General features: G+C 68.5%; 23 protein-coding genes. 18 read left to right on the plus strand and 5 right to left on the minus strand.

What is annotated here, in order from left to right; all coding sequences use genetic code 11:
• Positions 1–21: 21 nt before the first annotated feature.
• The gene (tkt, locus tag KU887_RS03115; protein WP_258254447.1) at positions 22–2,094 is read left to right on the plus strand and encodes a transketolase; all 2,073 of its coding nucleotides are present in this window, start codon (positions 22–24) and stop codon (positions 2,092–2,094) included.
• Positions 2,095–2,181: 87 nt separating this feature from the next.
• On the plus strand, positions 2,182–3,192 hold the full coding sequence (gene gap / locus KU887_RS03120; RefSeq protein WP_006485712.1) for a type I glyceraldehyde-3-phosphate dehydrogenase: 1,011 nt from the start codon (positions 2,182–2,184) through the stop codon (positions 3,190–3,192).
• 77 nt (positions 3,193–3,269) lie between these two features.
• On the opposite strand, the gene KU887_RS03125 is transcribed toward gap, so the two are convergent.
• Positions 3,270–4,160 carry a LysR family transcriptional regulator gene (locus KU887_RS03125; RefSeq protein WP_258254448.1) on the minus strand — a complete coding sequence of 297 codons (891 nt, stop codon included), beginning with the start codon at positions 4,158–4,160 and terminating at the stop codon, positions 3,270–3,272.
• Between the two features lie 150 nt (positions 4,161–4,310).
• Between KU887_RS03125 and KU887_RS03130 the strand changes: the two genes are divergently transcribed.
• Positions 4,311–5,084 (plus strand): SDR family NAD(P)-dependent oxidoreductase, encoded by a 774-nt coding sequence (locus tag KU887_RS03130; RefSeq protein ID WP_258254449.1) that lies wholly within the window; start codon positions 4,311–4,313, stop codon positions 5,082–5,084.
• A 13-nt stretch (positions 5,085–5,097) separates the two neighbouring features.
• Positions 5,098–6,156 (plus strand): L-idonate 5-dehydrogenase, encoded by a 1,059-nt coding sequence (locus KU887_RS03135; protein ID WP_258254450.1) that lies wholly within the window; start codon positions 5,098–5,100, stop codon positions 6,154–6,156.
• Positions 6,157–6,281: 125 nt separating this feature from the next.
• Here KU887_RS03135 and KU887_RS03140 read toward each other — a convergent pair whose 3' ends face one another.
• Positions 6,282–7,481: an MFS transporter gene (locus KU887_RS03140; RefSeq protein ID WP_258254451.1), complete on the minus strand. Its 1,200-nt coding sequence runs from the start codon at positions 7,479–7,481 to the stop codon at positions 6,282–6,284.
• A gap of 303 nt (positions 7,482–7,784) precedes the next feature.
• Here KU887_RS03140 and cynR point away from each other — a divergent pair, with 303 nt between their 5' ends.
• Positions 7,785–8,675: a transcriptional regulator CynR gene (gene cynR, locus KU887_RS03145; protein WP_124633629.1), complete on the plus strand. Its 891-nt coding sequence runs from the start codon at positions 7,785–7,787 to the stop codon at positions 8,673–8,675.
• A gap of 30 nt (positions 8,676–8,705) precedes the next feature.
• Here cynR and KU887_RS03150 read toward each other — a convergent pair whose 3' ends face one another.
• Positions 8,706–9,428, minus strand: coding sequence for a FadR/GntR family transcriptional regulator (locus KU887_RS03150; protein WP_006484666.1), 723 nt, complete (start codon positions 9,426–9,428; stop codon positions 8,706–8,708).
• Positions 9,429–9,640: 212 nt separating this feature from the next.
• On the opposite strand from KU887_RS03150, the gene KU887_RS03155 reads away from it, so the two are divergent.
• The 3 genes from KU887_RS03155 to KU887_RS03165 all read left to right on the plus strand — a co-directional run bounded on the left by KU887_RS03155 (position 9,641) and on the right by KU887_RS03165 (position 12,620).
• Positions 9,641–10,960, plus strand: coding sequence for a C4-dicarboxylate transporter DctA (locus KU887_RS03155; protein WP_006484664.1), 1,320 nt, complete (start codon positions 9,641–9,643; stop codon positions 10,958–10,960).
• Positions 10,961–11,064: 104 nt separating this feature from the next.
• Positions 11,065–12,072 (plus strand): allantoicase, encoded by a 1,008-nt coding sequence (gene alc / locus KU887_RS03160; protein WP_060263315.1) that lies wholly within the window; start codon positions 11,065–11,067, stop codon positions 12,070–12,072.
• 14 nt (positions 12,073–12,086) lie between these two features.
• Positions 12,087–12,620: an ureidoglycolate lyase gene (locus KU887_RS03165; RefSeq protein ID WP_059721692.1), complete on the plus strand. Its 534-nt coding sequence runs from the start codon at positions 12,087–12,089 to the stop codon at positions 12,618–12,620.
• A gap of 94 nt (positions 12,621–12,714) precedes the next feature.
• Here the strand turns inward: KU887_RS03165 and fur are convergent, their stop codons facing one another.
• The gene (gene fur, locus KU887_RS03170) at positions 12,715–13,143 is read right to left on the minus strand and encodes a ferric iron uptake transcriptional regulator (protein ID WP_006400349.1); all 429 of its coding nucleotides are present in this window, start codon (positions 13,141–13,143) and stop codon (positions 12,715–12,717) included.
• A gap of 141 nt (positions 13,144–13,284) precedes the next feature.
• On the opposite strand from fur, the gene bamE reads away from it, so the two are divergent.
• From bamE to KU887_RS03215, 9 genes are all read left to right on the plus strand, one after another.
• A complete protein-coding gene (gene bamE, locus KU887_RS03175) occupies positions 13,285–14,082 on the plus strand; it encodes an outer membrane protein assembly factor BamE (RefSeq protein WP_006496725.1) in 798 nt (265 codons plus the stop codon).
• 65 nt (positions 14,083–14,147) lie between these two features.
• On the plus strand, positions 14,148–14,945 hold the full coding sequence (dapB, locus tag KU887_RS03180) for a 4-hydroxy-tetrahydrodipicolinate reductase (RefSeq protein WP_006485630.1): 798 nt from the start codon (positions 14,148–14,150) through the stop codon (positions 14,943–14,945).
• Positions 14,946–14,963: 18 nt separating this feature from the next.
• Positions 14,964–15,632 carry a MotA/TolQ/ExbB proton channel family protein gene (locus KU887_RS03185; RefSeq protein ID WP_058901257.1) on the plus strand — a complete coding sequence of 223 codons (669 nt, stop codon included), beginning with the start codon at positions 14,964–14,966 and terminating at the stop codon, positions 15,630–15,632.
• Between the two features lie 24 nt (positions 15,633–15,656).
• Complete coding sequence (locus KU887_RS03190) at positions 15,657–16,115, plus strand: biopolymer transporter ExbD (RefSeq protein ID WP_006496723.1); 459 nt, start codon at positions 15,657–15,659, stop codon at positions 16,113–16,115.
• A gap of 264 nt (positions 16,116–16,379) precedes the next feature.
• The gene (gene leuS, locus KU887_RS03195; RefSeq protein ID WP_080331131.1) at positions 16,380–18,974 is read left to right on the plus strand and encodes a leucine--tRNA ligase; all 2,595 of its coding nucleotides are present in this window, start codon (positions 16,380–16,382) and stop codon (positions 18,972–18,974) included.
• A gap of 38 nt (positions 18,975–19,012) precedes the next feature.
• On the plus strand, positions 19,013–19,564 hold the full coding sequence (gene lptE / locus KU887_RS03200) for an LPS assembly lipoprotein LptE (protein WP_006483412.1): 552 nt from the start codon (positions 19,013–19,015) through the stop codon (positions 19,562–19,564).
• A gap of 18 nt (positions 19,565–19,582) precedes the next feature.
• Positions 19,583–20,677 (plus strand): DNA polymerase III subunit delta, encoded by a 1,095-nt coding sequence (holA, locus tag KU887_RS03205; RefSeq protein ID WP_006483419.1) that lies wholly within the window; start codon positions 19,583–19,585, stop codon positions 20,675–20,677.
• 223 nt (positions 20,678–20,900) lie between these two features.
• The gene (locus tag KU887_RS03210) at positions 20,901–22,172 is read left to right on the plus strand and encodes a glutamate-5-semialdehyde dehydrogenase (RefSeq protein ID WP_258254452.1); all 1,272 of its coding nucleotides are present in this window, start codon (positions 20,901–20,903) and stop codon (positions 22,170–22,172) included.
• A 23-nt stretch (positions 22,173–22,195) separates the two neighbouring features.
• Positions 22,196–22,618, plus strand: a complete 423-nt coding sequence (locus KU887_RS03215; RefSeq protein ID WP_089434541.1) for a CopD family protein — start codon at positions 22,196–22,198, stop codon at positions 22,616–22,618.
• A gap of 111 nt (positions 22,619–22,729) precedes the next feature.
• On the opposite strand, the gene KU887_RS03220 is transcribed toward KU887_RS03215, so the two are convergent.
• Positions 22,730–23,578, minus strand: a complete 849-nt coding sequence (locus KU887_RS03220; protein WP_006483414.1) for a MurR/RpiR family transcriptional regulator — start codon at positions 23,576–23,578, stop codon at positions 22,730–22,732.
• 294 nt (positions 23,579–23,872) lie between these two features.
• Here KU887_RS03220 and edd point away from each other — a divergent pair, with 294 nt between their 5' ends.
• Positions 23,873–25,729, plus strand: coding sequence for a phosphogluconate dehydratase (gene edd / locus KU887_RS03225; RefSeq protein WP_034201028.1), 1,857 nt, complete (start codon positions 23,873–23,875; stop codon positions 25,727–25,729).
• The last annotated feature ends 6 nt before the right edge of the window (positions 25,730–25,735 follow it).

Below are 25,735 nucleotides of genomic sequence, written 5' to 3' on the forward strand. Positions count from 1 at the left end.
GATTGACGCTCGAGCTTCCGGATGCCGCCGTGCCCCCGTTTCCTCGACTCGTTCTCCGGACTCGACATGACGACTTCGTCTCCCGCCTCCACCACCCTGATGGCCAACGCGATCCGTGCGCTCGCGATGGACGCCGTCCAGCAAGCGAACTCCGGCCACCCCGGCATGCCGATGGGCATGGCCGAAATCGGCGTCGCGCTGTGGTCGCGCCATCTGAAGCACAACCCGACGAACCCGCACTGGGCCGACCGCGACCGTTTCGTGCTGTCGAACGGCCATGGCTCGATGCTGCTGTACTCGCTGCTGCACCTGACCGGCTACGACCTGCCGATCGAGGAACTGAAGAATTTCCGCCAGCTGCACTCGAAGACGCCGGGCCACCCGGAATACGGGATCACGCCGGGCGTCGAGACGACCACCGGCCCGCTCGGCCAGGGTCTCGCGAACGCGGTCGGCATGGCGCTCGGCGAAGCGCTGATGGCCGACGAGTTCAACCGTGACGGCGCGAAGATCGTCGATCACCACACGTACGTGTTCCTCGGCGACGGCTGCCTGATGGAAGGCATCTCGCACGAGGCCTGCTCGCTCGCGGGCACGCTGAAGCTGAACAAGCTGATCGCGCTGTACGACGACAACGGCATCTCGATCGACGGCGACGTCGTCAACTGGTTCCACGACGACACGCCGAAGCGCTTCGAAGCGTACGGCTGGAACGTGATCCCGAACGTGAACGGCCACGACGTCGATGCGGTCGACGCGGCCATCGCGAAGGCGAAGCTGTCGGACAAGCCGACGCTGATCTGCTGCAAGACGGTGATCGGCAAGGGCGCGGCCACGAAGGCCGGCGGCCACGACGTGCACGGCGCGGCGCTCGGCGCGGAAGAAATCGCGAAGACGCGCGAAGCGCTCGGCTGGAAGTGGGAGCCGTTCGTGATTCCGCAGGAAGTCTATGCGGCCTGGGACGCGAAGGAAGCCGGCAAGCGCGCCGAGTCCGAATGGGACGCGACGTTCGCCGCTTATCGCGCGAAGTTCCCGGCGGAAGCCGCCGAATTCGAGCGCCGGATGGCGAACAAGCTGCCGGCCGACTGGGCCGAGAAGGCGGCAGCGATCATCGCCGGCGCGAACGAGCGCGCCGAGACGGTCGCGACCCGCAAGGCGTCGCAGCAGGCGATCGAAGGGCTGGCCGCCGCGCTGCCCGAACTGCTCGGCGGCTCGGCCGACCTGACCGGCTCGAACCTGACCAACTGGAAGGCGTCGAAGGCGGTGCGCGCGAATCCGGAAGGCGCGGGCGTGCTGCTCGGCAACCACATCAACTACGGCGTGCGCGAATTCGGCATGAGCGCCGCGATCAACGGCCTCGCGCTGCATGGCGGCCACAAGCCGTTCGGCGGCACGTTCCTGACGTTCTCCGACTACAGCCGCAACGCGCTGCGCGTGGCCGCGCTGATGAAGGTGCCGTCGATCTTCGTGTTCACGCACGATTCGATCGGCCTCGGCGAAGACGGCCCGACGCACCAGTCGATCGAGCACGTGTCGAGCCTGCGCCTGATTCCGAACCACGACGTATGGCGTCCGGCCGACACGGTCGAGACGGCCGTCGCCTGGACTCACGCGGTCGCCGCGGATCGTCCGTCGAGCCTGATCTTCAGCCGCCAGAACCTCGCGTTCAACGCGCGTACCGATGCGCAGATCGCCAACATCGAGAAGGGCGGTTACGTGCTGAAGGACTGGGACGAGGAAATCGTCGCGCGCAAGATCATCCTGATCGCGACGGGCTCGGAAGTCGAACTCGCGATGAAGGCCGTCGAGCCGCTCGCGCAGCAGGGCATCGCGGCCCGCGTCGTGTCGATGCCGTCGACCAACGTGTTCGACCGCCAGGACGCCGAGTACCGCGAACGCGTGCTGCCGCACGGCGTGCGCCGCGTCGCGATCGAAGCGGGCGTGACGAGCTTCTGGCACAAGTACGTCGGCCTCGAAGGCGGCGTCGTCGGGATCGACACGTTCGGCGAATCGGCGCCGGCCGGCGTGCTGTTCAAGTACTTCGGCTTCACCGTCGAGCACGTCGTCGAGACCGCGAAGGCCGTGCTGGCCTAAAAGCATACGCGACGCGCGCCACCCCTCGCGCGCGTCGCACCGTGAAGCTGCACGAAACGAATTTTTTCAGCCATCAGGAGATAGACCATGACGATTCGCGTCGCAATCAACGGCTACGGCCGTATCGGCCGCAACACGCTGCGCGCGTTCTATGAAAACGGCAAGAAGCACGATCTCGAGATCGTCGCGATCAACGACCTGGGCGATGCGAAGACCAACGCGCACCTGACCCAGTACGACACCGCGCACGGCAAGTTCCCGGGCGAAGTGTCGGTCGACGGCGACTACCTCGTCGTGAACGGCGACAAGATCCGCGTGCTCGCGAACCGCAACCCGGCCGAACTGCCGTGGGGCGAGCTGGGCGTCGACGTCGTGATGGAATGCACGGGCTTCTTCACGACGAAGGAAAAGGCGAGCGCGCACCTGAAGGGCGGTGCGAAGAAGGTGATCATCTCGGCGCCGGGCGGCAAGGACGTCGACGCGACGATCGTCTACGGCGTGAACCACGACGTGCTGAAGGCCGAGCACACGGTCATCTCGAACGCATCGTGCACGACGAACTGCCTCGCGCCGCTCGTCAAGCCGCTGAACGACAAGATCGGCCTCGAAACCGGCCTGATGACGACGATCCACGCGTACACGAACGACCAGGTGCTGACGGACGTCTATCACGAAGACCTGCGCCGCGCGCGTTCGGCCACGCACAGCCAGATCCCGACGAAGACGGGCGCGGCATCGGCCGTCGGCCTCGTGCTGCCGGAACTGAACGGCAAGCTCGACGGTTACGCGATCCGCGTCCCGACGATCAACGTGTCGATCGTCGACCTGTCGTTCATCGCGAAGCGCGACACGACGGTCGAGGAAGTCAACGCGATCATGAAGGAAGCATCGGAAGGCGCGCTGAAGGGCATCCTCGGCTACAACGACGCACCGCTGGTGTCGATCGACTTCAACCACAACCCGGCTTCGTCGACGTTCGACGCGACGCTGACCAAGGTGTCGGGCCGCCTCGTGAAGGTCTCGAGCTGGTACGACAACGAGTGGGGTTTCTCGAACCGCATGCTGGATACGGCTGTCGCGTTCGCGAACGCGAAGTAATCCCGCATGTCGCGCGGCCGCCGCAACGCGGCGGGCGTGGCGAACGAGCCCGGCCCGGGGTTTCCCGGCCGGGTTTTTTATTGCCCGGCGTTCGCCGTCACGTGCTCGATCGCATCGACGAACGCGCGCTTCAGCGGGCTGTCGAGATCGGCCCACGCGAGCCCGATGCCGCTGCGATGCCCGGCCAGGTCGAGCGGCCGCGCGAGCACGTTCGGCGGCAGCGCGCTGGCCGCTTCCGCCGGAATCAGCCCGATCCCCATTCCCGCCGCGACGAGCGCGAGCATCGTCGTGAATTCGCCGAACTCCTGCGCAATGTCGAGCGTCGTGCCCGCGCGGCTCAGCGCGAGCAGCATGTCGTCGTGAAAGCCGGGCGCGTAGCGGCGCGCGAGCACGAACACGGGCTGACCGCGCAGTGCGGCTGCCGAAACCGTGTGGTGCGCGGCGAGCGGATGGTCGAGTGGCAGCGCGACGACGAACCCTTCCTCGAGCACCACGCGCGTGTCGATGCCCGCATACGCGGCCGGCAGCCGGATCATCCCGAAGTCGATCCGGCGGTCGCGCAGCGCGGCGACCTGGTCGGGCGTCGGCATGTCCTTCAGTTCGAGCGTGATCAGCGGGTAGCGCTCGCGCATCGTGCGCAGCACGGCCGGCAGCAGCGCCGGCAACACCGACGACACGAACGCGATCCGCAGCGTGCCGATTTCGCCGCGGCTCGACAGCCGCGCGATCTGTTCCGCGCGCGCGGCCTGCTGCAGCGTCGCCCGCGCTTCCGGCAGGAACACGCGCCCGGTGTCGCTCAACTCGACCTTGTGCCGGTCGCGCTCGAACAGGCGCGCGCCGAGTTCCGCCTCGAGCGCCTTGATCTGCATGCTCAGCGCGGGCTGCACGATGAATAGGCGCTGCGCGGCGCGCCCGAAATGCAGCTCTTCCGCGAGCGTGACGAAGGCGCGCAATTGCTTGAGTTCCATGGGTGGCGGGGACGACGCGACGGTAATCAGTTTTCATGATAACCGGATCAAAAAAGACCATTGGCGCGGGCCGGGCCGGCGGCCGAAGATATCGTGAACACGAGACCGGGCGCGACGGGCGGCCGGCTCGATTGGCACGAGGAGACATCCATGACCCATGCGCTTGACCGGTTCCGCCTCGACGGCCGCCGCGCGCTGATTACCGGTTCCGGCCGCGGGATCGGACTGACGCTCGCCCGCGGGCTCGCGGAAGCCGGCGCGGCGATCGTCATCAACGATCGCAATGAAGAGAAGGCCGCGACGCTCGCGCGCCGGTTTCGCGACGAAGGCTTCGTGGCCGACCATGCGGTGTTCGACGTGGCCGAGCACGCGCAGGTCCGTGCGGCGATCGACGAGTTCGAGGCGCGCGTCGGCGCGATCGACATCCTCGTGAACAACGCGGGCATCCAGCGCCGCGCGCCGCTCGACGCTTTCGACCCGGACGACTGGCATGCGCTGATGCGCGTGAATCTCGACGGCGTGTTCAACGTCGCGCAGGCCGTCGCGCGGCACATGATCGCGCGTGGCCACGGCAAGATCATCAACATCTGCTCGGTGCAGAGCGAGCTCGCCCGGCCCACGATCGCACCGTATGCGGCGACCAAGGGCGCGGTGCGGATGCTGACCAAAGGGATGTGCGCCGACTGGGCGCGCCACGGCATCCAGGCGAACGGCCTCGCACCCGGCTATTTCGAAACCGAACTGAATCGCGCGCTGGTCGACGACGCGGCGTTTTCTGACTGGCTGTGCAAGCGCACGCCGGCCGGCCGCTGGGGGCAGGTCGACGAGCTGTGCGGCGCGGCGATCTTCCTCGCGTCGGCCGCGTCCGATTTCGTGAACGGCCAGACGCTGTTCGTCGACGGCGGGCTGACCAGTGCCGTCTAACCAGGAGCGCGTCATGCGGTTGCGTTGCATGTGTGTGGTGATCCACGGGCCGAACGACCTGCGGGTCGAGGAGCAGGACGCGGGCGAGATCGGCCCGGGCCAGGTGCGTGTCGACGTCGCGATGGGCGGCATCTGCGGCTCGGACCTGCATTACTTCCGGCATGGCGGCTTCGGCGCGATCCGGTTGCAGCAGCCGATGGTGCTCGGCCACGAGGTCGCGGGCACGGTCGCGGCAGTGGCGCCGGACGTGACGTCGGTGAAGGTCGGCGATCGCGTCGCGGTCAATCCGAGCCGGCCGTGCGGTGTGTGCCGCTACTGTCTCGAAGGGCTGCCGAACCAGTGTCTCGACATGCGTTTCTACGGCAGCGCGATGCGGATGCCCCACGTGCAGGGCGCGTTCCGCAACGCGCTCGTGTGCGACGCGGTGCAGTGCGTGAAGGTCGCCGATCACGTGCCGCTGTCGCTCGCGGCGCTCGCCGAGCCGTTCGCGGTCGGGCTGCATGCGGTGTCGCGGGCAGGCCCGCTGATCGGCAAGCGCGTGCTCGTATCGGGGTGCGGGCCGATCGGCGTGCTGGCGGTCGCGGTGGCGCGCGTGCACGGCGCGGCGGAGATCGTCGCGACCGACGTCGTCGACGCGCCGCTGGAAATCGCGAGCGCGCTCGGCGCGGACCGCACGATCAATGCGGCGGCCGATGCCGGCTGGGTCGAGCGCTACGGCGCCGGCAAGGGCACGTTCGACGTGATGATCGAGTGTTCGGGCAATGCGCGCGCGCTGCGCGACGGGCTGGACGTGATGCGCCCGCGCGGCATCGTCGTGCAGCTCGGGCTCGGCGGCGACGTGAGCCTGCCGCAGAACGTCGTGGTCGCGAAGGAGCTGTCGATCTGCGGCTCGTTCCGCTTCCACGCGGAATTCGCGCTGGCGGTGCAGTTGATCAACGCGGGGCGCGTCGACCTGCGGCCGGCCGTCACGCGCGTGTTCCCGATGCGCGACGCGAACCTCGCATTCGAACTGGCAGGCGACCGCCAGCGGGCGATGAAGGTGCTGATCGATTTCGCGAACGAGGCCGCGTGACGGTGCGGCGCTGGCGCGTCGAGACGGCAGTGACGCCCCTGGCACAAAGGCACGCCCGCGATGCGCGGCGCGTGCCTTTTTCGTCGTGCGGCGCAAACGAATCGCTGGATTGCCGCTCTACCGCCTCATTGCGTGACCTGCCGCGAACCGACGCGTTGCGACGCGAGCCACAGCGCGATCAGCACACCCGATAGCGCGGCACCCGCGATACATACGCCGCGCCAGCCGTCGAGGCCGTACGCGACGCTCGCCGCGAACGAGCCGAGCGCGCCGCCGATGAAGTAGCTCGTCAGGTAGATCGTCGTCACGCGGCTGCGCGCATGGCCGGCCAGCGCATAGATCACGCTCTGGTTCGAGATGTGCATGCCCTGCACGCCGACGTCGAGCAGCAGGATGCCGGCGATCAGCGCCGCGAGCGAATGCGCGCCGGTCGCGATCAGCGAGAACGAGCCGAGCACGGCCGCCGCGAACAGGCCGGTGGCGGCATTGCCGTGGCCGCGATCGACCAGCCGGCCGGCCGACGTCGCCGCGAGCGCACCGACTGCGCCGACGATGCCGAACAGGCCGATCTGTCCTTCGGAATAGCTGTACGGCGGCTGGCTCAGCAGGAACGTGAGACCCGTCCACAGCAGGCTGAAGCACGCGAACACGAGCGCGCCGTAGGTCGAGCGCAGCGCGATCAGCGGCTGCGCGCGCACCAGCGCGACGAGCGACTTCATCAGCGCCGCATAGTCGAGCCGCGCGTCGCGCCGATCCTTCGGCAGCTTCACGGCGAGCACTGCGGTCAGCGCGAGCACCAGCACCGCGGCGATGCCGTACACCGCGCGCCAGCCGAACCCGTCGGCGATCGCGCCGGCCGCGACGCGCGCGAGCAGGATGCCGAGCAGGAGCCCGCTCATCACGGTGCCGACCGCGCGGCCGCGCGAGCGCGCATCGGCGAGCGACGCCGCGAACGGCACGAGCAGCTGCGTCGAACAGGTGACGAAGCCGACCGCGACGTTCGCGACGACGAACATCGTGAAGTTGGTGCTGAACGTGACCGCGACCAGCGCGACGACGTTCAGCATCAGCAACCGCACGATCAGCGTATGGCGATTGACCGCATCGCCGAGCGGCACGATCAGCAGCAGGCTGGCCGCATAGCCGAGCTGCGTCAGCGTGACGAGATAGCCGAGCTCGGTCGGCGCGCGGCCGAAGCTGTGCGCGATCGCGGCGAGCAGCGGCTGCGCGTAGTAGATGTTGCCGATGACGATGCCGCACGCGCACGCGAACAGCAGCGTCATGCCGCGGGTGAGGGGAGGGTGGTTGTCGTGATGCGGTTCCATGATCGCGAAAAACGGCGGCGCCGGCCGGCGGCACGGGGCCGTCGGCTGCGCGGGGTGACGGAAATCGGGGCCGGCGTCGACGGATCGGCGGTGAGCCGATGCGCGCCGGGCGGATCGCGGCCGGGCCGGGCGGCCGGCGGATCGTCGTGCGGCGGGCGGCAGGGCAGGCCCGGGCGTGCCGCTCCGGTGCGCCGGCAGCGGCGGTGCGCGGAAGCGGATGTGCGTATGATGCGGGAATCGACCCATAGCGTCCAAGACTGGATCGTTATGGTCTCTATTGGCAAAACCAATACGTTGGCCGCGATGCTTCTCCGCCACATCCGCTATTTCCTGGCCGTCGCCGAGCAGCGCAGTTTCACGCGCGCGGCCGACGCGCTGCACGTGTCGCAGCCGACGCTGTCGCAGCAGGTCCGCCAGCTCGAGGAAACGCTCGGCGTGCAGCTGTTCGACCGCTCGGGCCGCACGGTGCGGCTCACCGAATTCGGCGAGGTCTATGCGCGCCATGCGCGCGCGGCGCTGCACGAGCTCGATACCGGGCAGCGCGCGCTGCACGATGTCGCGGATCTCGGCCGCGGTTCGCTGCGGCTCGCGATGATGCCGACTTTCGCGGCCTACCTGAGCGGCTCGCTGATCGACGCGTTCCATGCCGACCATCCGAACGTCGCGCTGACGATCGACGCGATGCCGCAGGAACGCATCGAGGCGCTGCTCGCCGACGACCGGCTCGACGCCGGTTTCGCGTTCATGCCGCCGCGCGCGCCGGACATCGACGCGCTGCCGCTGTGGGACGAGCCGCTCGCGCTGGTGACGGGCCGCACGCATCGGCTCGCGCGCCATCGCCGCGCGCTCACGCCGGCCGAACTCGGCGGCGAGCCGCTGGTGCTGCTGAGCCGTGCGTTCGCGACGCGCGAGCGGATCGACCGGTATTTCGTCGAGCACGACGCGCGACCGTTGATCGCGATCGAGACGAATACGGTCAGCGCGGTGCTGGCGCTCGTGCGGCGCGGCCGGCTCGCGACGGTGCTGCCCGACGCGGTCGCGCGCGAGAGCGGCGACCTGTGCGCGCTGGAGATCGATCCGCCGCTGCCGACGCGCACGGCCGCGCTGCTCACGCGCAAGGGCGCATACCGCAGCGTCGCGGCCCGCGCGTTCATCGAGCGCGTGCGCGCGTATCGCGATCGGTCGGAACGGTGACCGGACCGGCCGGGCGGCGGCGCGGGAGGATTACGCGCCGGGCGTCGGGAAGAAGATGCCCGCGCGCTGCGCGGCGTTCGCGATGTGCGTTTCGATCGCGGTGCCGGCGGCCGCCGCATCGCGCGCGATCAGCGCGTCGACGATCGCGCGGTGCTCGTGCCACGTCGACAGCAGCAGCTCGCGCCGGTAGAACGGCATGCGCTGGCTTTCCTTCATGATGTCCGCGCTGCTGCGCAGGATGGACTCGATCGCCGCGTTGCCGGCCAGATGGATGATCCGCATGTGGAAGTCGAAATCGAGCCGCGACGCCTCGTCGAGCGCGCTTTCGGTCAGCGCGACGTGCAGGTCGGCGAGATTGTCCTCGAACCACGCGATGTCGGCGTCGCTGACCACGTGCGCGGCCATTCGCGCGGCGAACCCTTCGAGCGCATAGCGCATCTGGTAGGTATCGGGCGGCGACGACTGCTCGGCGAATTGCCACGGATGCGCGGCCGACGCCTGCGCGCTTTCGACGTACACGCCCTTGCCCGCGCGGATGCGCAGCATCCCGAGCGCCTCGAGCGTCGACAGCGCCTCGCGCAGCGACGCGCGGCTGATCTCCAGCTCCTCGGAGAGCTGGCGCTGGGCCGGCAGCAGGCTGCCGACCGGATACACGCCTGCCTCGATCCGGTCGCGGATCGTTGCGATGGCGGCGTCGGTCACGGTATGCGGAACATTTTTCATGATGTGAACGATGGCCGGTCTGACCGGCATTGTAATCCGCACGCGGGCGGTGCACGACGGCCCTACGGGAAAGCCACGATCCGCCCCTTTCCGATGCGCCGGCGGTGCGCGCGCAGGGGCGGGAAATCCCTATTTTGTCCGTCCTTGACGCCACTATATCGGCTTCCTACTATCCACCATAACATCACTGGTCTTACCAGTATGAACAGACGAAACTGCAACCGTTGGATCGGGAGAGCGCCGTGTCGAAATTCCTCAATTCGCTGTTTGGCCGGGTAGTCGTCGCATTGATCCTGGGGGTCGCGCTAGGCGCGTTCTTCCCGCATTTCGCCGAGTCGCTGCGACCGCTCGGCGACGGCTTCCTGAAGCTCATCAAGATGGTCATCGGCCCGATCGTGTTCTGCGTCGTGGTCAGCGGGATGGCCAATGCGGGCGACCTGAAGAAGGTCGGCCGGGTCGGCCTGAAAGCCGTCGTCTACTTCGAGGTGATGACGACGCTCGCGCTCGGCATCGGGCTCGTGCTCGCGTGGCTCACGCGCCCGGGCGTCGGGATGAACATCGACCTGCGCTCGCTCGACGCGGCGTCGCTGTCGACGTACGCGAAGAACGCCGAAAGCCTGAAGGACACGGCCGGCTACCTGATGAAGATCATTCCCGAGACCGCGATCGACGCGTTCGCGAAGGGCGACATCCTGCAGATCCTCGTGTTCGCGGTGCTGTTCGGCTCCGCGCTGTCGCTGCTCGGCGACAAGGCGCAACGCGTCAATTCGCTGATCGAGGAACTGTCGCACGTGTTCTTCCGGATCATCGGCTTCATCATCAAGCTCGCGCCGCTCGGCGTGCTCGGCGCGATCGCGTTCACGACCGGCAAGTACGGCGTCGCGTCGCTCAAGCAGCTCGGCTACCTGGTCGCGGTGTTCTACCTGAGCTGCTTCGTGTTCGTCACGGTCGTGCTCGGTGCGGTGATGCGGCTCGCGGGCTTCTCGGTGTTCAAGCTGATCCGCTACCTGCGCGAGGAACTGTCGATCGTGCTCGGCACGGCATCGTCGGACGCGGTGCTGCCGCAGGTGATGAGCAAGCTCGAATACATGGGCATCAAGGATTCGACCGTCGGCCTCGTGATCCCGACCGGCTATTCGTTCAACCTCGACGGCTTCTCGATCTACCTGACGCTCGCCGTGCTGTTCATCGCACAGGCCACCAACACGCCGCTGTCCACGCACGACCTGATCGTCGTGCTGCTCGTGTCGCTCGTCACGTCGAAGGGCGCGCACGGCATCCCCGGCTCGGCGATCGTGATCCTCGCGGCGACGCTGTCGGCGATTCCCGCGATTCCGGTGCTCGGCCTCGTGCTGATCCTGCCGGTCGACTGGTTCGTCGGCATCGCCCGCGCGCTGACCAACCTGATCGGCAACTGCGTCGCGACGGTCGTCGTCGCGGTGTGGGAGAACGACATCGACCGCGCCCGCGCGAAACGCGTGCTGAACCGCGAGCTGCGCTACGTGGCCGACGCGCCGGGCAGCGCCGCACCGGTCGCCGGCGACCAGGCCCACGCGCTCTGAACGCGACTCCCGCGCGGCGCGGCGCCCCTGGCCGCCCCGCGCGACCGAACTTCATGCGACCGGTGCGATGACGTGCCGGCGCTTCTCAACATGATGGAGACGACATGGCAGCCCCCATTCTCGATCCGAACGCGCCGGCTTTCACGCGGCGCTACATGAACCTCGCCGACCCGCGCCTCGGGGCGCAGGCGCTGTTCGCCAGCGACGAATTCTTCGCGCCGAAGGAGCGCATGCTGAATCCGGAGCCGGCCGTGTTCATTCCCGGCAAGTACGACGACCACGGCAAGTGGATGGACGGCTGGGAAACGCGCCGCAAGCGCACGACCGGCCACGACTTTTGCGTGGTGCGTCTGGCGCGGCCGGGCGTGATTGTCGGCGTCGATCTCGATACGAGCCACTTCACCGGCAACTTCCCGCCGGCCGCGTCGATCGAGGCCTGCGCGGTGGACGGCGACACGCCGCCCGACGACGCCGAGTGGCGCACCATCGTCCCCGCGACGACGCTGCAGGGCAATTCGCATCACTACGTGAGCGTCGACGATGCGCGGCCGGTCACGCACCTGCGCGTGAACCTGTATCCGGACGGCGGGCTCGCGCGGCTGCGCGTGTACGGCCAGCCGCAGCGCGACTGGCGTCACGTGCCGGCCGGCGAGCTGGTCGATCTCGCGGCGATCGAGAACGGCGGTTATCTGGTGGCCGCGAACAACCAGCACTTCGGCCCGGCCTCGCAGATGCTGATGCCGGGGCGCGGCGTGAACATGGGCGACGGCTGGGAAACGCGGCGCCGCCGCGAGCCCGGCAACGACTGGGCGATCGTCGCGCTCGCGCGGCCGGGCATCATCCGGCGCGTCGAGGTCGACACGGCGTTCTTCAAGGGCAATTTCCCCGATCGCTGCTCGCTGCAGGCCGCGCACGTCGCGGGCGGCACCGACGATTCGCTCGTCACGCAGGCGATGTTCTGGGCCGAACTGCTCGGCGAGCAGAAGCTGCAGATGGATCACGTGCACACGTTCGACCAGCTCGCGGCGCTCGGCCCCGTCACGCACGTGCGGTTCAACATCTTCCCGGACGGCGGCGTGTCGCGCCTGCGTCTGTGGGGCGAGCCGGCTTGAAGGAGGGCAGCGGCATGAGCGGAACCCCGATCCTGCGCGTCGAGCGCCTGACCCGCGAAGCGTTCGCGCCGTTCGGCGACGTGATCGCGCTCGAAGGCGCGCGGCATTTCCCGATCAACGGCGGCACGACCGAGCGCTTTCACGATCTCGCGACGATCGACGTCTGCGCGGACGGCGGCCGGCCGCTCGTCAGCGTGTTTCGCGCGCAGCCGCGCGCGGTGCCGGTCGCGATCACGCTGATGGAGCGTCATCCGCACGGCAGCCAGGCGTTCATCCCGCTCGCGGCGGTGTCGCGCTACGCGATCGTCGTCGCGCCGGCCGGCGAATTCCGGCCCGACGCGATGCGCGCGTTCCTGGCCGAGGGCTGGCAGGGCGTCAATTATGCGAAGGGCGTCTGGCACCATCCGCTGCTCGCGCTCGACGCGGTCAGCGATTTCGTGATCGTCGATCGCGGCGGGCCGCAGCCGAATTGCGACGAGATCCCGCTGGAACGTGCGTGGGCGCTCGAGTTCGAGCCGGCCTGCGCGGGCGCCGAAGGGCTTTCGTAAGCCTTCCCGGCGCGCGGCAGCGTCCCCGGAAAAAGCAGACGGCCCGGGCGGCGAGATGCCGGCCGGGCCGTCTTGCGTGCGCGGGTGGCGCGCTTCAGTGCTTGCGGTGCGGGCAGTTCTCGGTCGTGCACGAACCGTACATCGCGAGCGAGTGCTCCTGGAGCCGGAAGCCGCGTTCCTTCGCGATCGCCTGCTGGCGGCTCTCGATCTCGGCGTCGAAGAATTCCTCGACGCGGCCGCAATCGAGGCACACGAGGTGGTCGTGGTGCGAACCTTCGTTCAGCTCGAACACCGCCTTGCCGGATTCGAAGTTGCTGCGCGACAGCAGGCCGGCCTGCTCGAACTGCGTCAGCACGCGATAGACGGTGGCGAGCCCGATGTCGAGCTGCTCGTTGAGCAGGTTGCGGTAGACGTCTTCGGCCGTCAGGTGGCGCACGGGGCTCTGCTGGAAGATCTCGAGAATCTTGAGGCGCGGTAGGGTGGCCTTTAGCCCGATATTCTTGAGATCCGTCGGATTGGTCATGGCTAGGCATCCCTAGAGTACAATGCAGGGCTTCAATGTTACCGGCTTTTCGCCGTTCCAGATATACGCGCGGCCTGCACGCGGGCCAGCACGGTGAAGGAAATGATCCCAGAATCGCTTTCGCACTTTCAGAGGAGTCGCATGCGGAGTGCCATCATCGCTGCCGCCGCCGTTGTCGCGCTGGCGGGTTGTTCGTCGTACGACAGCGTGACGCAGCGCATTGCGCAGAGCATCACGCCGTATCGGATCACCGTCGTGCAGGGCAACTTCGTGTCGCAGGAGAAAGCCGCACAGTTGCAGGCCGGCATGACGCGCGAGCAGGTCCGCGCGCTGCTCGGCACGCCGCTGCTGGCGGACATGTTCCACGCGGATCGCTGGGATTATCTCTTCTACTTCAAGCGCGGCTCGACGTCGATCGTCCAGCAGCGCGACCTCGTGGTCAACTTCTCGGGCGATCGCGTCACGAGCTGGACCGGCGCCGACAACCTGCCGTCCGAGCTCGACCTGCTGGCCGACATCGACGGGGACCGCGGCGGCAAGAAGGCGAAGGCCGCTGCCGCGGCGAAGAAGGCTTCCGAAGCCGCGGCCGCCGCGAGCGCCGCGCAGGCTGCCGCTGCGGCGAGCCCGGCCACCGTGCCGGCATCCGGCGCGGCGGTCGACCAGGATGCGAACGCCCAGGCGGCGCGCGCGGCGAACCGCGCGACCAACCAGGTGTCGGGGCAGGGTTCGGGTTCGCGTCGGTTCACGCCGGCCGCGCAGGCCTCGGGCGGCGCGCCGGTGCCGGGCGGCCAGCCGCCGGGCGCCGCGCCGGCGATCCAGCCGCAGTTCCAGTTCCATCGTCCGCCGCCGCCGAACGTGTCGAACGAAGCGTCGCCGCCCGTCGGCCCGCAAGGCTCGGACAACCTGCAGAACCAGCCGCTCACCGCACCGGCGCAGTAAGCGGCCGGCGTGCGGAAACGGGGCGGCATGCGCCGCCCGCCTTTAGACCTGTCGTGTAGAAAGCCATGAAGATTGCGATTGCCGGCGCATCGGGCCGAATGGGCCGGATGCTGATCGAAGCCGTTCTCAACGATGCCGACGCGCAGCTCGTCGGCGCGCTCGACCGCGCCGGTTCGCCGTTCCTCGGCCAGGACGCCGGTGCGTTCCTCGGCAAGGACACCGGGATCAAGCTGACCGACGATCTCGACGCCGTGTTCGCGCAGGCCGAGTACCTGATCGATTTCACGCGTCCGGAAGGCACGATGGCCCATATCGCGGCCGCGCTGCGCCACGACGTGAAGCTCGTAATCGGCACGACCGGCTTCACCGCCGAGCAGAAGGCCGAGCTGCAAGCCGCGGCGGGCAAGATCGGCATCGTGTTCGCGGCGAACATGAGCGTCGGCGTGAACGTCACGCTGAAGTTGCTCGAATTCGCGGCGAAGCATTTCTCGCACGGCTACGACATCGAGATCATCGAAGCGCATCACCGCCACAAGGTCGACGCGCCGTCGGGCACCGCGCTGATGATGGGCGAAGCCGTCGCCGGCGCGCTCGGCCGCTCGCTCGACGACTGCGCGGTGTACGGCCGCCACGGCGTGACGGGCGAGCGCGATCCGTCGTCGATCGGCTTTGCCGCGGTGCGCGGCGGCGACATCGTCGGCGATCACACCGTGCTGTTCGCCGGGATCGGCGAGCGCATCGAGATCACGCACAAGTCGTCGAGCCGCGTGTCGTACGCGCAGGGCGCGTTGCGTGCGGTCCGCTTCCTGTCGGCGCGCGGCGCCGGCTTGTTCGACATGCAGGACGTGCTCGGCCTGCGCTGACACCGCGAGGAAACTCCGATGGCGATTCCCACCGGCGTTGTCCACTACCTCGAAAGCGGCGATGCGATCACGCACGCCGTCTCCTATGTGCTGCTGGCGATGTCCGTCGCCAGCTGGTGCTTCCTCTTCATGAAAGCCTGGCTGCTGGTCCGCGCGAAGCGGCAGGGGCCGCGCGCGCTCGCCGCGTTCTGGCGCGCGCCGTCGCTCGACGCGGGCATCGCCGCGCTGGCCGGCGCCGATCGCGAGCGCGTGTTCGTGCCGCTCGCCGAAGCCGCGCGCGATGCGGCCGACGACCACGACCCGGCCGCGCTGGCCGCGCGCGTCGAGCGCAGCGAACGCGTGCTGCGCGCGTTGCGTCACGCGATGCTGCGCTCGCAGCGGCGTCTCGAATTCGGCCAGGTGCTGCTCGCGTCGATCGGCAGCACCGCGCCGTTCGTCGGGCTGCTCGGCACCGTGTGGGGCATCTATCACGCGCTCGGCAGCATCGCCGCGAGCGGGCAGGCGCAGATCGAGAACGTCGCGGGGCCGGTTGGCGAGGCGCTGATCATGACCGCGTTCGGGCTGGTCGTCGCGATTCCCGCAGTGCTCGCGTACAACATCCTCGGCCGGCTCGTCCGGCAGCTCGCCGAGGAACTCGACGGCTTCGCGCGCGATCTGCACGTCTTCGTGTGCGCGCAGGGCGCCTGACGCGCCGGTTCCGGAGGAACGACCATGGCATTCGGCGGGCTCGAGCACCACAAGACGTCCGCGCCGATGGCGGAAATCAACATGACGCCGCTGATCGACGTGATGCTCGTGCTGCTCGTCATCTTCATCATCACCGCGCCGCTGATGACGCACGCGATTCGGCTCGACCTGCCGAAGGTCGCGGCGAGTGTCGCGCGCGACACGCCGCAATCCGTCACCCTGTCGATCGACGACGCGGGCAAGCTCTATTGGGACGACGCACCTGTGGCGCTCGACGCGCTGCCGGCGCGGTTCAAGGCCGCTGCCGCGGGCGCCGCGCCGCCCGAGCTGCGGCTGCGCGCGTCGCGCGCGACGCGCTACGACGTGATCGCGCAGGTGATGGGCGCCGCGCAGGCTGCAGGCCTCACGCGGATCGGCTTCGTGACCGACGTGCCGCCGGCTGGGAGCGCGGCCGCGCCGGCCGCCGCCGGCGCGAAACCCTGATACGCCTGATACGCCGTCGCTGCGGGCCCCGGCGCGCGCTCCCCGGTTTGGAAAAATTCATTCCGGGGGCCGGCGCAAGCCCGTTATTGGCGTGAACGGGCCCTGGCCCGCGCGACCGGCCGTGCGGGCCCGCACGGGCGGTATAATCGACGTTTTTCCCGGCGCGGAACCGGTCAGCCCGTTCCCGCGCCGGGCACGCACGATTTTCGATCCAATCCTGCGCGCGAGCCGTCGCGCCGCTTAAAGCCTAGCCCGAACCACACCATGCACGAGAGATACGTACCCGCCGACGTCGAAGCCGCCGCCCAGGGCGACTGGCGCGCAGCCGATGCCTACAAGACGAAGGAAGATTCGCAGAAGCCGAAGTTCTACTGCGTATCGATGCTGCCGTACCCGTCCGGCAAGCTGCACATGGGTCACGTGCGCAACTACACGATCAACGACGTGATGTACCGCTATCTGCGGATGAACGGCTACAACACGCTGATGCCGATGGGCTGGGATGCGTTCGGGATGCCGGCCGAGAACGCCGCGATGGCGAACGGCGTGCCGCCCGCGAAGTGGACCTACGACAACATCGACTACATGAAGGGCCAGATGCAGTCGATGGGCCTCGCGATCGACTGGTCGCGCGAAATCGCGACGTGCAAGCCCGACTACTACAAGTGGAACCAGTGGCTGTTCCTGAAGATGCTCGAGAAGGGCATCGCGTACAAGAAGACGGGCACCGTGAACTGGGACCCGGTCGACCAGACCGTGCTCGCGAACGAGCAGGTGATCGACGGCCGCGGCTGGCGCTCGGGCGCGCTCGTCGAGAAGCGCGAGATCCCGATGTACTACCTGCGCATCACGCAGTACGCGGATGAGCTGCTGAACGATCTCGACGGCCTCGGCTGGCCCGAGCGCGTGAAGATCATGCAGCAGAACTGGATCGGCAAGAGCTTCGGCGTGAACTTCGGCTTCCCGTATGAACTCGACGGCGAGCAGAAGCTGCTGCGCGTGTTCACGACGCGCGCCGACACGATCATGGGCGTCACGTTCTGCGCAATCGCGGCCGAGCACCCGCTCGCCACGCGCCTCGCGCAGGACAAGCCGGAACTGCTCGCGTTCATCGAAGAATGCAAGCGCGGCGGCGTCGCCGAGGCCGACGTCGCGACGATGGAGAAGAAGGGCGTCGCGACCGGCTTCTCGGTCAAGCACCCGCTGACCGGCGAGCCGGTCGAGGTGTGGATCGGCAACTACGTGCTGATGAGCTATGGCGAAGGCGCGGTGATGGGCGTGCCGGGCCACGACGAGCGCGATTTCGCGTTCGCGAAGAAATACGACCTGCCGATCAAGCAGGTGATCGCGAGCGAGGGGCAGACGTACTCGCTCGACGCATGGCAAGAGTGGTACGGCGACAAGGAAACCGCGGTCTGCGTGAACAGCGGCAAGTACGACGGCCTGCGCTACGCGGAAGCGGTCGACGCGGTCGCGGCCGACCTGAAGGCCGGCGGCTTCGGCGACAAGCAGGTCACGTGGCGCCTGCGCGACTGGGGCGTGTCGCGCCAGCGCTACTGGGGCACGCCGATCCCGATCATCCACTGCCCGTCGTGCGGCGACGTGCCGGTGCCGGAGCAGGATCTGCCGGTCGTGCTGCCGGAAGACCTCGTGCCGGACGGCACGGGCAACCCGCTCGCGAAGTCGGAAGCGTTCCTGAACTGCACGTGCCCGACATGCGGCGCGGCGGCGAAGCGCGAAACCGACACGATGGACACCTTCGTCGATTCGTCGTGGTACTTCTCGCGCTACACGGCGCCGGACGCCGAGACCATGGTCGACGCGCGCACCGATTACTGGATGCCGATGGACCAATACATCGGCGGCATCGAGCACGCGATCCTGCACCTGCTGTATTCGCGTTTCTGGACCAAGGTGATGCGCGACCTCGGCCTCGTGAAGTTCGGCGAGCCGGCGAAGAACCTGCTCACGCAGGGGATGGTGCTGAACGAGACGTACTACCGCGAGGACGCGGCAGGCAAGAAGACCTGGTACAACCCGCTCGACGTGACGGTCACGCACGACGACAAGGGTCGCCCGGTCGGTGCGACGCTGAACGCGGACGGCCAGCCGGTCGTGCTCGGCGGCATCGAGAAGATGTCGAAGTCGAAGAACAACGGCGTCGATCCGCAACTGCTGATCGACCAGTACGGCGCCGATACCGCGCGCCTGTTCACGATGTTCGCGGCACCGCCCGAGCAGCAACTCGAGTGGTCGGGCGCGGGCGTCGAAGGCGCGAGCCGCTTCCTGCGCCGCGTGTGGAGCTTCGGCTACGGCAACCGCGAAGCGCTCGCCGCCCGCGCCGGGATCGACGCAGCGACGCTCGGCGACGCCGACAAGGCGCTGCGCCGCGAGATCTACAGCGTGCTGAAGCAGGCCGATTTCGACTACCAGCGCCTGCAGTACAACACGGTCGTGTCGGCCGCGATGAAGATGCTGAACGCAATCGACGGCGCGAAGGGCGCGACGCCCGCCGTGCTGCGCGAGACGTACGGCGTGCTGCTGCGCGTGCTGTACCCGGTCGTGCCGCACGTCACGTTCGAGCTGTGGAAGGCGCTCGGCTACGCGGACGAATTCGGCCCGCTGCTCGATGCGCCGTGGCCGAAGGTCGACGAGGCCGCGCTCGAGCAGGCCGAGATCGAACTCGTGCTGCAGGTGAACGGCAAGGTGCGCGGTGCGCTGAAGGTCGCGAAGGATGCGAGCCGCGACGCGATCGAAGCGGCGGCGGTCGCCGACGAGGCATTCGCGAAGTTCAGCGACGGCAAGCCGGCGAAGAAGATCGTCGTCGTGCCGGGCCGCCTCGTGAACATCGTCGTCTGACGGCCGCCGGCCGTCGGACGTACCCAGAAGGAGCGAAGGTGATCCGCAGATCGTTTTTGATGCTCGTCGGCAGCGCGGTCGCGCTGTCGGCATGCGGCTTCCAGTTGCGCGGCCAGCAGGACTACGCGTTCAAGCACCTGTTCGTGGCCGGTGCGCCGGCGCCCGTCGAGGCGCGGCTCACGCGCCTCGTCCAGGCCGGCAGCGACACGAAGATCGTCAAGTCGGCGGACGACGCCGACGCCGTGCTGCGCATGTGGGAGTCGCGTGGCCAGAACACGCTGACGCTCAACAAGTACGGCTCCGCGCAGGAATACGCGCTGTTCTACACGCTGAACTACACGCTGACGAGCAAGGACGGCACCGTGCTGATCCCGCCGAGCGCGATCGCGCTGAACCGCGCGATGACGTACAGCGACCAGTACACGAACGCGAAGGCGCAGGAAGCCGACATCCTGTACGGCGACATGCAGAACGACGCGGTCGACCAACTGATGCGGCGCCTCGCGATCGTCCACTCGCTGACGCCGGCGCCGGAGGACGTGGTGCCGGGCGTGGCGCCGCGCGCGCCGCTGCCGCCGCCGCCGCTCTGATCGCGGGCGCACGCAGCGATGCAATTGCGACTTGATGCGCTGGAGCCGCACCTCGCGAAGGGGTTGGCCGGGCTTTATACCGTCTACGGCGACGAGCCGCTGCTCGCGCAGGAAGCGTGCGACCGCATTCGTGCGGCCGCACGCGCGGCCGGCTTCACCGAGCGGTCGGTGCATACGGTCGAGCGCGGCTTCGACTGGAGCGTGCTGCTCGGCGCGACCCAGGCGATGTCGCTGTTCGGCGAGCGCCAGCTGATCGAACTGCGCATTCCGTCGGGCAAGCCCGGCAAGGAAGGCGCCGACGCGCTGAAGACGCTCGCGGCCACGCCCAACCCCGACGCGCTGATGCTCGTCACGTTGCCGCGCCTCGACGCGGCCACGCAGAAATCCGCATGGTTTACCGCGCTGCAGAACGGCGGCGTCGCGCTGAAGATCGATCCGGTCGACCGTGCGCAACTGCCGAACTGGATCGGCCAGCGACTCGCGATGCAGGGCCAGCGCGCCGCGCCCGGCGAGGACGGGCGGCGCGCGCTGCAGTTCATCGCGGAGCGCGTCGAGGGCAACCTGCTCGCCGCGCACCAGGAAATCCAGAAGCTCGGGCTGCTGTATCCGCAGGGCGCGCTGTCGTTCGAGCAGGTGCACGACGCGGTGCTGAACGTCGCGCGCTACGACGTGTTCAAGCTGAACGAAGCGATGCTCGCCGGCGACGCCGCGCGGCTCGCGCGGATGATCGACGGGCTGAAAGGCGAGGGCGAGGCGATCGTGCTCGTGATGTGGGCCGTCGTCGAGGAGTTGCGCACGCTGCTGCGGATCAAGCGCGGCACGACGGCCGGCAAGCCGCTCGCGACGCTGCTGCGCGAGAACCGTGTGTGGGGGCCGCGCGAGCGGCTGATCGCGCCCGCGCTGAACCGCGTGTCGGAGGCGGTGCTCGAAAAGGCGCTCGCGTTCGCCGCGAAGCTCGATCGGCAGGTCAAGGGGCTGACGGCCGTCACGCCGGGCCGCCGCACGCAGGACGAACCGCCGCCCGATCCGTGGGACGGGCTGTTCCAGCTCGCGATGACGGTCGCGGGCGCCCGCGGCGAGCGACCGCCGACCGCGGGTCGCGTGCGACGCTAAGTCCCGTTCGTGCCTTCAGCGCGCGCTGCGCAACCCGCTTACAATGCTTCGATAGCTGGCGCGGCATATCGGCCGCTGCCCTGCACGGACGGTTGTCCCGCGAATCGTCACTCCCGGACGGCCGTCCTGGGTGGCCGTCCCCGGGTGGCCGTCCCCGGGTGGCCGTCCCCCGCTTCCCCACGAATTCATGCCGCTCCGCGCGGCTCGCTTCTCGAGTCACACGATGGATATCGATCAGTACATGACCGACCTGGGCCGCCGCGCCCGGCACGCTTCCCGCGCGATGGCGCGCGCCAGCACGGCCGCGAAGAACGCGGCCCTCGACGCCGTGGCCCGCGCGATCGAGCGCGACGTGCAGGCGCTGAAGGAGGCGAACGCACGCGACGTCGCCCGCGCCCGTGAAAAGGGGCTCGATGCGGCGTTCGTCGACCGCCTGACGCTGTCGGACAAGGCGCTGAATACGATGGTCGAAGGGCTGCGCCAGGTCGCGTCGCTGGCCGATCCGATTGGCGAGATCGGTAATCTCAAGTTCCGCCCGAGCGGAATCCAGGTCGGCCAGATGCGCGTGCCGCTCGGCGTGATCGGCATCATCTACGAGTCGCGCCCGAACGTGACGATCGACGCGGCCGCGCTGTGCCTGAAGTCCGGCAACGCGACGATCCTGCGCGGCGGCTCCGAAGCGCTCGAATCGAATGCGGCGCTCGCGAAGCTGATCGGCGAAGGGCTCGAGGCGGCAGGCCTCCCGCAGGACGCGGTGCAGGTCGTCGCGACGGCCGATCGCGCGGCGGTCGGCAAGCTGATCACGATGACCGAATACGTCGACGTGATCGTGCCGCGCGGCGGCAAGAGCCTGATCGAACGGCTGATCAACGAGGCCCGCGTGCCGATGATCAAGCACCTCGATGGCATCTGCCACGTGTACGTCGACGATCGCGCCGATCTCGACAAGGCGCTGGCCGTCTGCGACAACGCGAAGACGCACCGCTACGGCACCTGCAACACGATGGAGACGCTGCTCGTCGCGAGCGGCATCGCGGCGAAGCTGCTGCCGCCGCTCGGCAAGCTGTATCGCGACAAGCAGGTCGAACTGCGCGTCGATGCCGCCGCGCGCGCGGTGCTCGCCGATGCGGGCGTCGGCCCGCTCGTCGACGCGACGGAAGCAGACTGGCACACCGAATATCTGGCGCCGGTGCTCGCGATCAAGGTCGTCGACGGCCTCGACGCCGCGATCGAGCACATCAACCATTACGGCTCGCATCACACGGACGCGATCGTCACCGAGGATCACGACCGTGCGATGCGGTTCCTGCGCGAAGTCGATTCGGCGAGCGTGATGGTCAACGCGTCGACGCGCTTCGCGGACGGTTTCGAATTCGGCCTCGGCGCGGAAATCGGCATCTCGAACGACAAGCTGCACGCGCGCGGCCCGGTCGGCCTGGAAGGGCTCACGTCGCTGAAGTACGTGGTGCTCGGGCACGGCGAAGGCCGTCAGTAAGTCAACAGCGAGGCGCACAACCGATGGCAATGCTCTGGGTCAAGACGTTCCATGTCGTTCTGATCGCCGCGTGGTTCGCGGGGCTGTTCTACCTGCCGCGCATCTACGTGAACCTGGCCATGGAGACCGATCCGGCCGCGGTGCGGCGCCTGCTGCTGATGGCGCGCAAGCTGTTCCGTTTCATGACGATGATCGCGGTGCCGGCGCTCGCGTGCGGGCTGTGGCTGTGGCTCGTGATCGGCATCGGCCAGGGGCAGGGCTGGATCCACGCGAAGGTGACCGTGGTGCTGCTGCTGATCGTCTACCACGCGTATTGCGGGCACCTGCTGCGGGTGTTCGAGCGCGGCGAGAACCGCCGCACCGACAAGTGGTATCGCGTGTTCAACGAGCTGCCGGTGCTCGGCATGCTCGCGGCGGTCGCGCTGGTGGTGATCAAGCCGTTCTGAGCGGCGCGGCCGGCGGCGGCGCCGCGGCCGGCGGTACGTCACCGCCGAATCGTGCGCAACGGCGCCCCTCGGGGCGCCGTTGTTCGTTTACGCGCGGCGTCGCCGCGACCGCTACTCCTTCGTCGGGTCGTCGATCCGGCGCCGCGTGATCGCTTCCTTCGCGCGGCCGACGCGCTCCATCAGCGCCGGCCCGCGCGACAGCGCGACGCCGACCGCGAGGATGTCGCCGATCGCGAGATGCGACATCCGCGACGTCATCGGCGAGAACACGTCGGTTTCCTCGGCGACGTTCGACGCGAGGCTGACCGTCGCGAGCTTCGCGAGCGGCGAATGGCTTTGCGTGATCGCGACGACTTTCGCGCCGCACGCGAGCGCGGAGCGCGCGGCGTCGACGATGTCGCGCGTGCGGCCGGTGTTCGAGATCGCGACGACGACGTCGTGCGGCCCGAGCAGCGCCGACGACATCGAGAACGTGTGCGGATCCGAATACGCGACGCTCGGCACGCCGAGCCGGAAGAACTTGTGCTGGATGTCCTGCGCGGCGATGCCCGAGCCGCCGGCGCCATAGAACTCGATCCGCGACGCGTTCGACAGCAGCGCGATCGCGTCGGCGACGCTGCCCGCCGACAGGCTGTTGCGCACCTCGATCAGCGCGCCGATCGTGCGGTCGAACACCTTGCCGATGATGCCCGGCGCGGGTTCGTCGGGCTCGACGTCGCGGTACACCGACGACACGCCTGGCGCGACGCTCTGCGCGAGCCGGATCTTGAATTCGCGAAAGCCGCTGCAGCCGAGCGCCTGGCAGAAGCGCGCGATCGTCGGCTGGCTGACGCCGGCGCGGGTCGACAGCTCGGTCATCGCGAGGTCGAGCACCTCGCGCGGCGCGGCGAGGATGTAGTCGGCGAGCTTGCGCTCGGACGGGCGCAGCTCGGGGCGGATCGCTTCAATGCGGGGCAGCATGGGACGGCACGTGGAAATCGGGTTCGGATGCGGGAGTGTATCGCAATCGAATTGTAGAAAATCTACATAAAAATACTAGCGATATTGCAGAAGTTTCGGCGTGGGTCGAGTAAGGTGGATTAGGGTTTTCACTGATTAAAGCCTTGCTGGTGGCGGGAATAACGGTTGCGAGGGCGCGAAACCACATTGCGTGCTTGTAGTTTTTCTACTAGACTGCCTTCGTTCGATCGACGAAGCTCGACCGTCCCCACGATTCCAACCGCCGGTGTCGGCCGGCATACAGGAGCGCCCAGCATGACGTCGCTGCACCCCACTCTGGCGAAGGTCACCGAACGCGTGATCGCCCGCAGCCAATCGACCCGTTCCGCCTATCTGCAGCGCATCGACGGCGCGCAAGGCAAGTTCCCGGCACGCGGCGCGCTGTCGTGCGCGAATCTCGCGCACGGCTTCGCGGGCCTCGAGGGTAACGACAAGTTCGCGATCAAGGCGATCCGCGAGCCGAACATCGGCATCGTGTCCTCGTACAACGAGATGCTGTCCGCGCATGCGCCGTACAAGGACTTCCCCGACATCATCAAGGCCGCCGCGCGCGAGAACGGCGGGGTCGCGCAGTTCGCGGGCGGCGTGCCGGCGATGTGCGACGGCGTCACGCAGGGCAACCCGGGGATGGAGCTGTCGCTGTTTTCGCGCGAAGCGATCGCGATGGGCACGGCGATCGCGCTCACGCACAACATGTTCGACGCGGCGCTCTGCCTCGGCATCTGCGACAAGATCGTGCCGGGCCTCCTGATCGGCGCGCTGCAGTTCGGCCACCTGCCGACGATTTTCGTGCCGGCCGGCCCGATGACGAGCGGCCTGTCGAACGACGACAAGGCGAAGATCCGCCAGCAGTTCGCGACCGGCCAGGTCGGCCGCGACGCGCTGCTCGAAGCCGAATCGGCCGCGTATCACGGCCACGGCACCTGCACGTTCTACGGCACCGCGAACAGCAACCAGATGCTGATGGAGCTGATGGGGCTGCACCTGCCGGGCTCGGCCTTCGTTCACCCGCACACGCCGCTGCGCACCGCGCTGACGGCCGAGGCCGCGCGCCGCGTACTCGACCTGACCGTCGAGCGCGGCCACTACACGCCGATCGGCCATGTGATCGACGAAAAGGCGATTGTCAACGGGATCGTCGCGCTGCTCGCGACGGGCGGCTCGACCAACCACACGCTGCACCTCGTCGCGATCGCGCGCGCGGCCGGCATCCTGATCGACTGGAACGACTTCGACGAGCTGTCGGCCGTCGTGCCGCTGCTCGCGAAGATCTATCCGAACGGCAAGGCCGACGTGAACCATTTCCACGCGGCGGGCGGTGTCGCGTTCCTGGTACGCAACCTGCTCGAAGGCGGGCTGCTGCACGAGGACGTGACGACGGTCGCAGGCAAGGGGCTTGCACACTATACGAAGGAGCCGAAGCTGATCGACGGCAAGCTGACGTGGGTCGACGGCGCGGCCGAGAGCCACGACACGAAGGTGCTGCGCGGCATTCGCGAGCCGTTCCAGCCGGACGGCGGCCTGCGCCTGATGCAGGGCCGGCTCGGCCGCGGCGTGATCAAGATCTCGGCGGTCGCGCCCGAGCACCGCAAGGTGACGGCGCCCGCGATCGTGTTCGACTCGCAGGAAGCCGTGCAGGAAGCGTTCGATCGCGGCGAGCTGAAGCGCGATTTCGTCGCGGTGGTGCGCTTCCAGGGCGCGCGCGCCAACGGCATGCCCGAGCTGCACCGTTTGACGCCGCTGCTCGGCGTGCTGCAGGATCAGGGCTTCCACGTCGCGCTGGTCACCGACGGCCGCATGTCGGGCGCGTCGGGCAAGGTGCCGGCCGTGATCCACGTGTCGCCGGAAGCGTTGCTGGCCGGCCCGATCGGCAAGGTCAAGACGGGCGACGTGCTCGTGATCGACGCGGAAGCCGGCGTGCTCGACATCGAGGTCGACGACGCCGAGTGGCACGCGCGCCCGGTCGCGCAGCCGCGCCACCAGGCCGACAACGAAGTCGGTTTCGGGCGCGAACTGTTCGGCGTGTTCCGCGCGGCCGCGGCGCCGGCCGAGCAGGGCGCATCGGTTTTCGGGACGCTGGTCGGCGAAACGGCCGTCAGCGTCGCCGCATGAATTTCA

This window comes from Burkholderia sp. EMB26, assembly GCF_024730645.1.
Lineage (GTDB): Bacteria > Pseudomonadota > Gammaproteobacteria > Burkholderiales > Burkholderiaceae > Burkholderia > Burkholderia cenocepacia.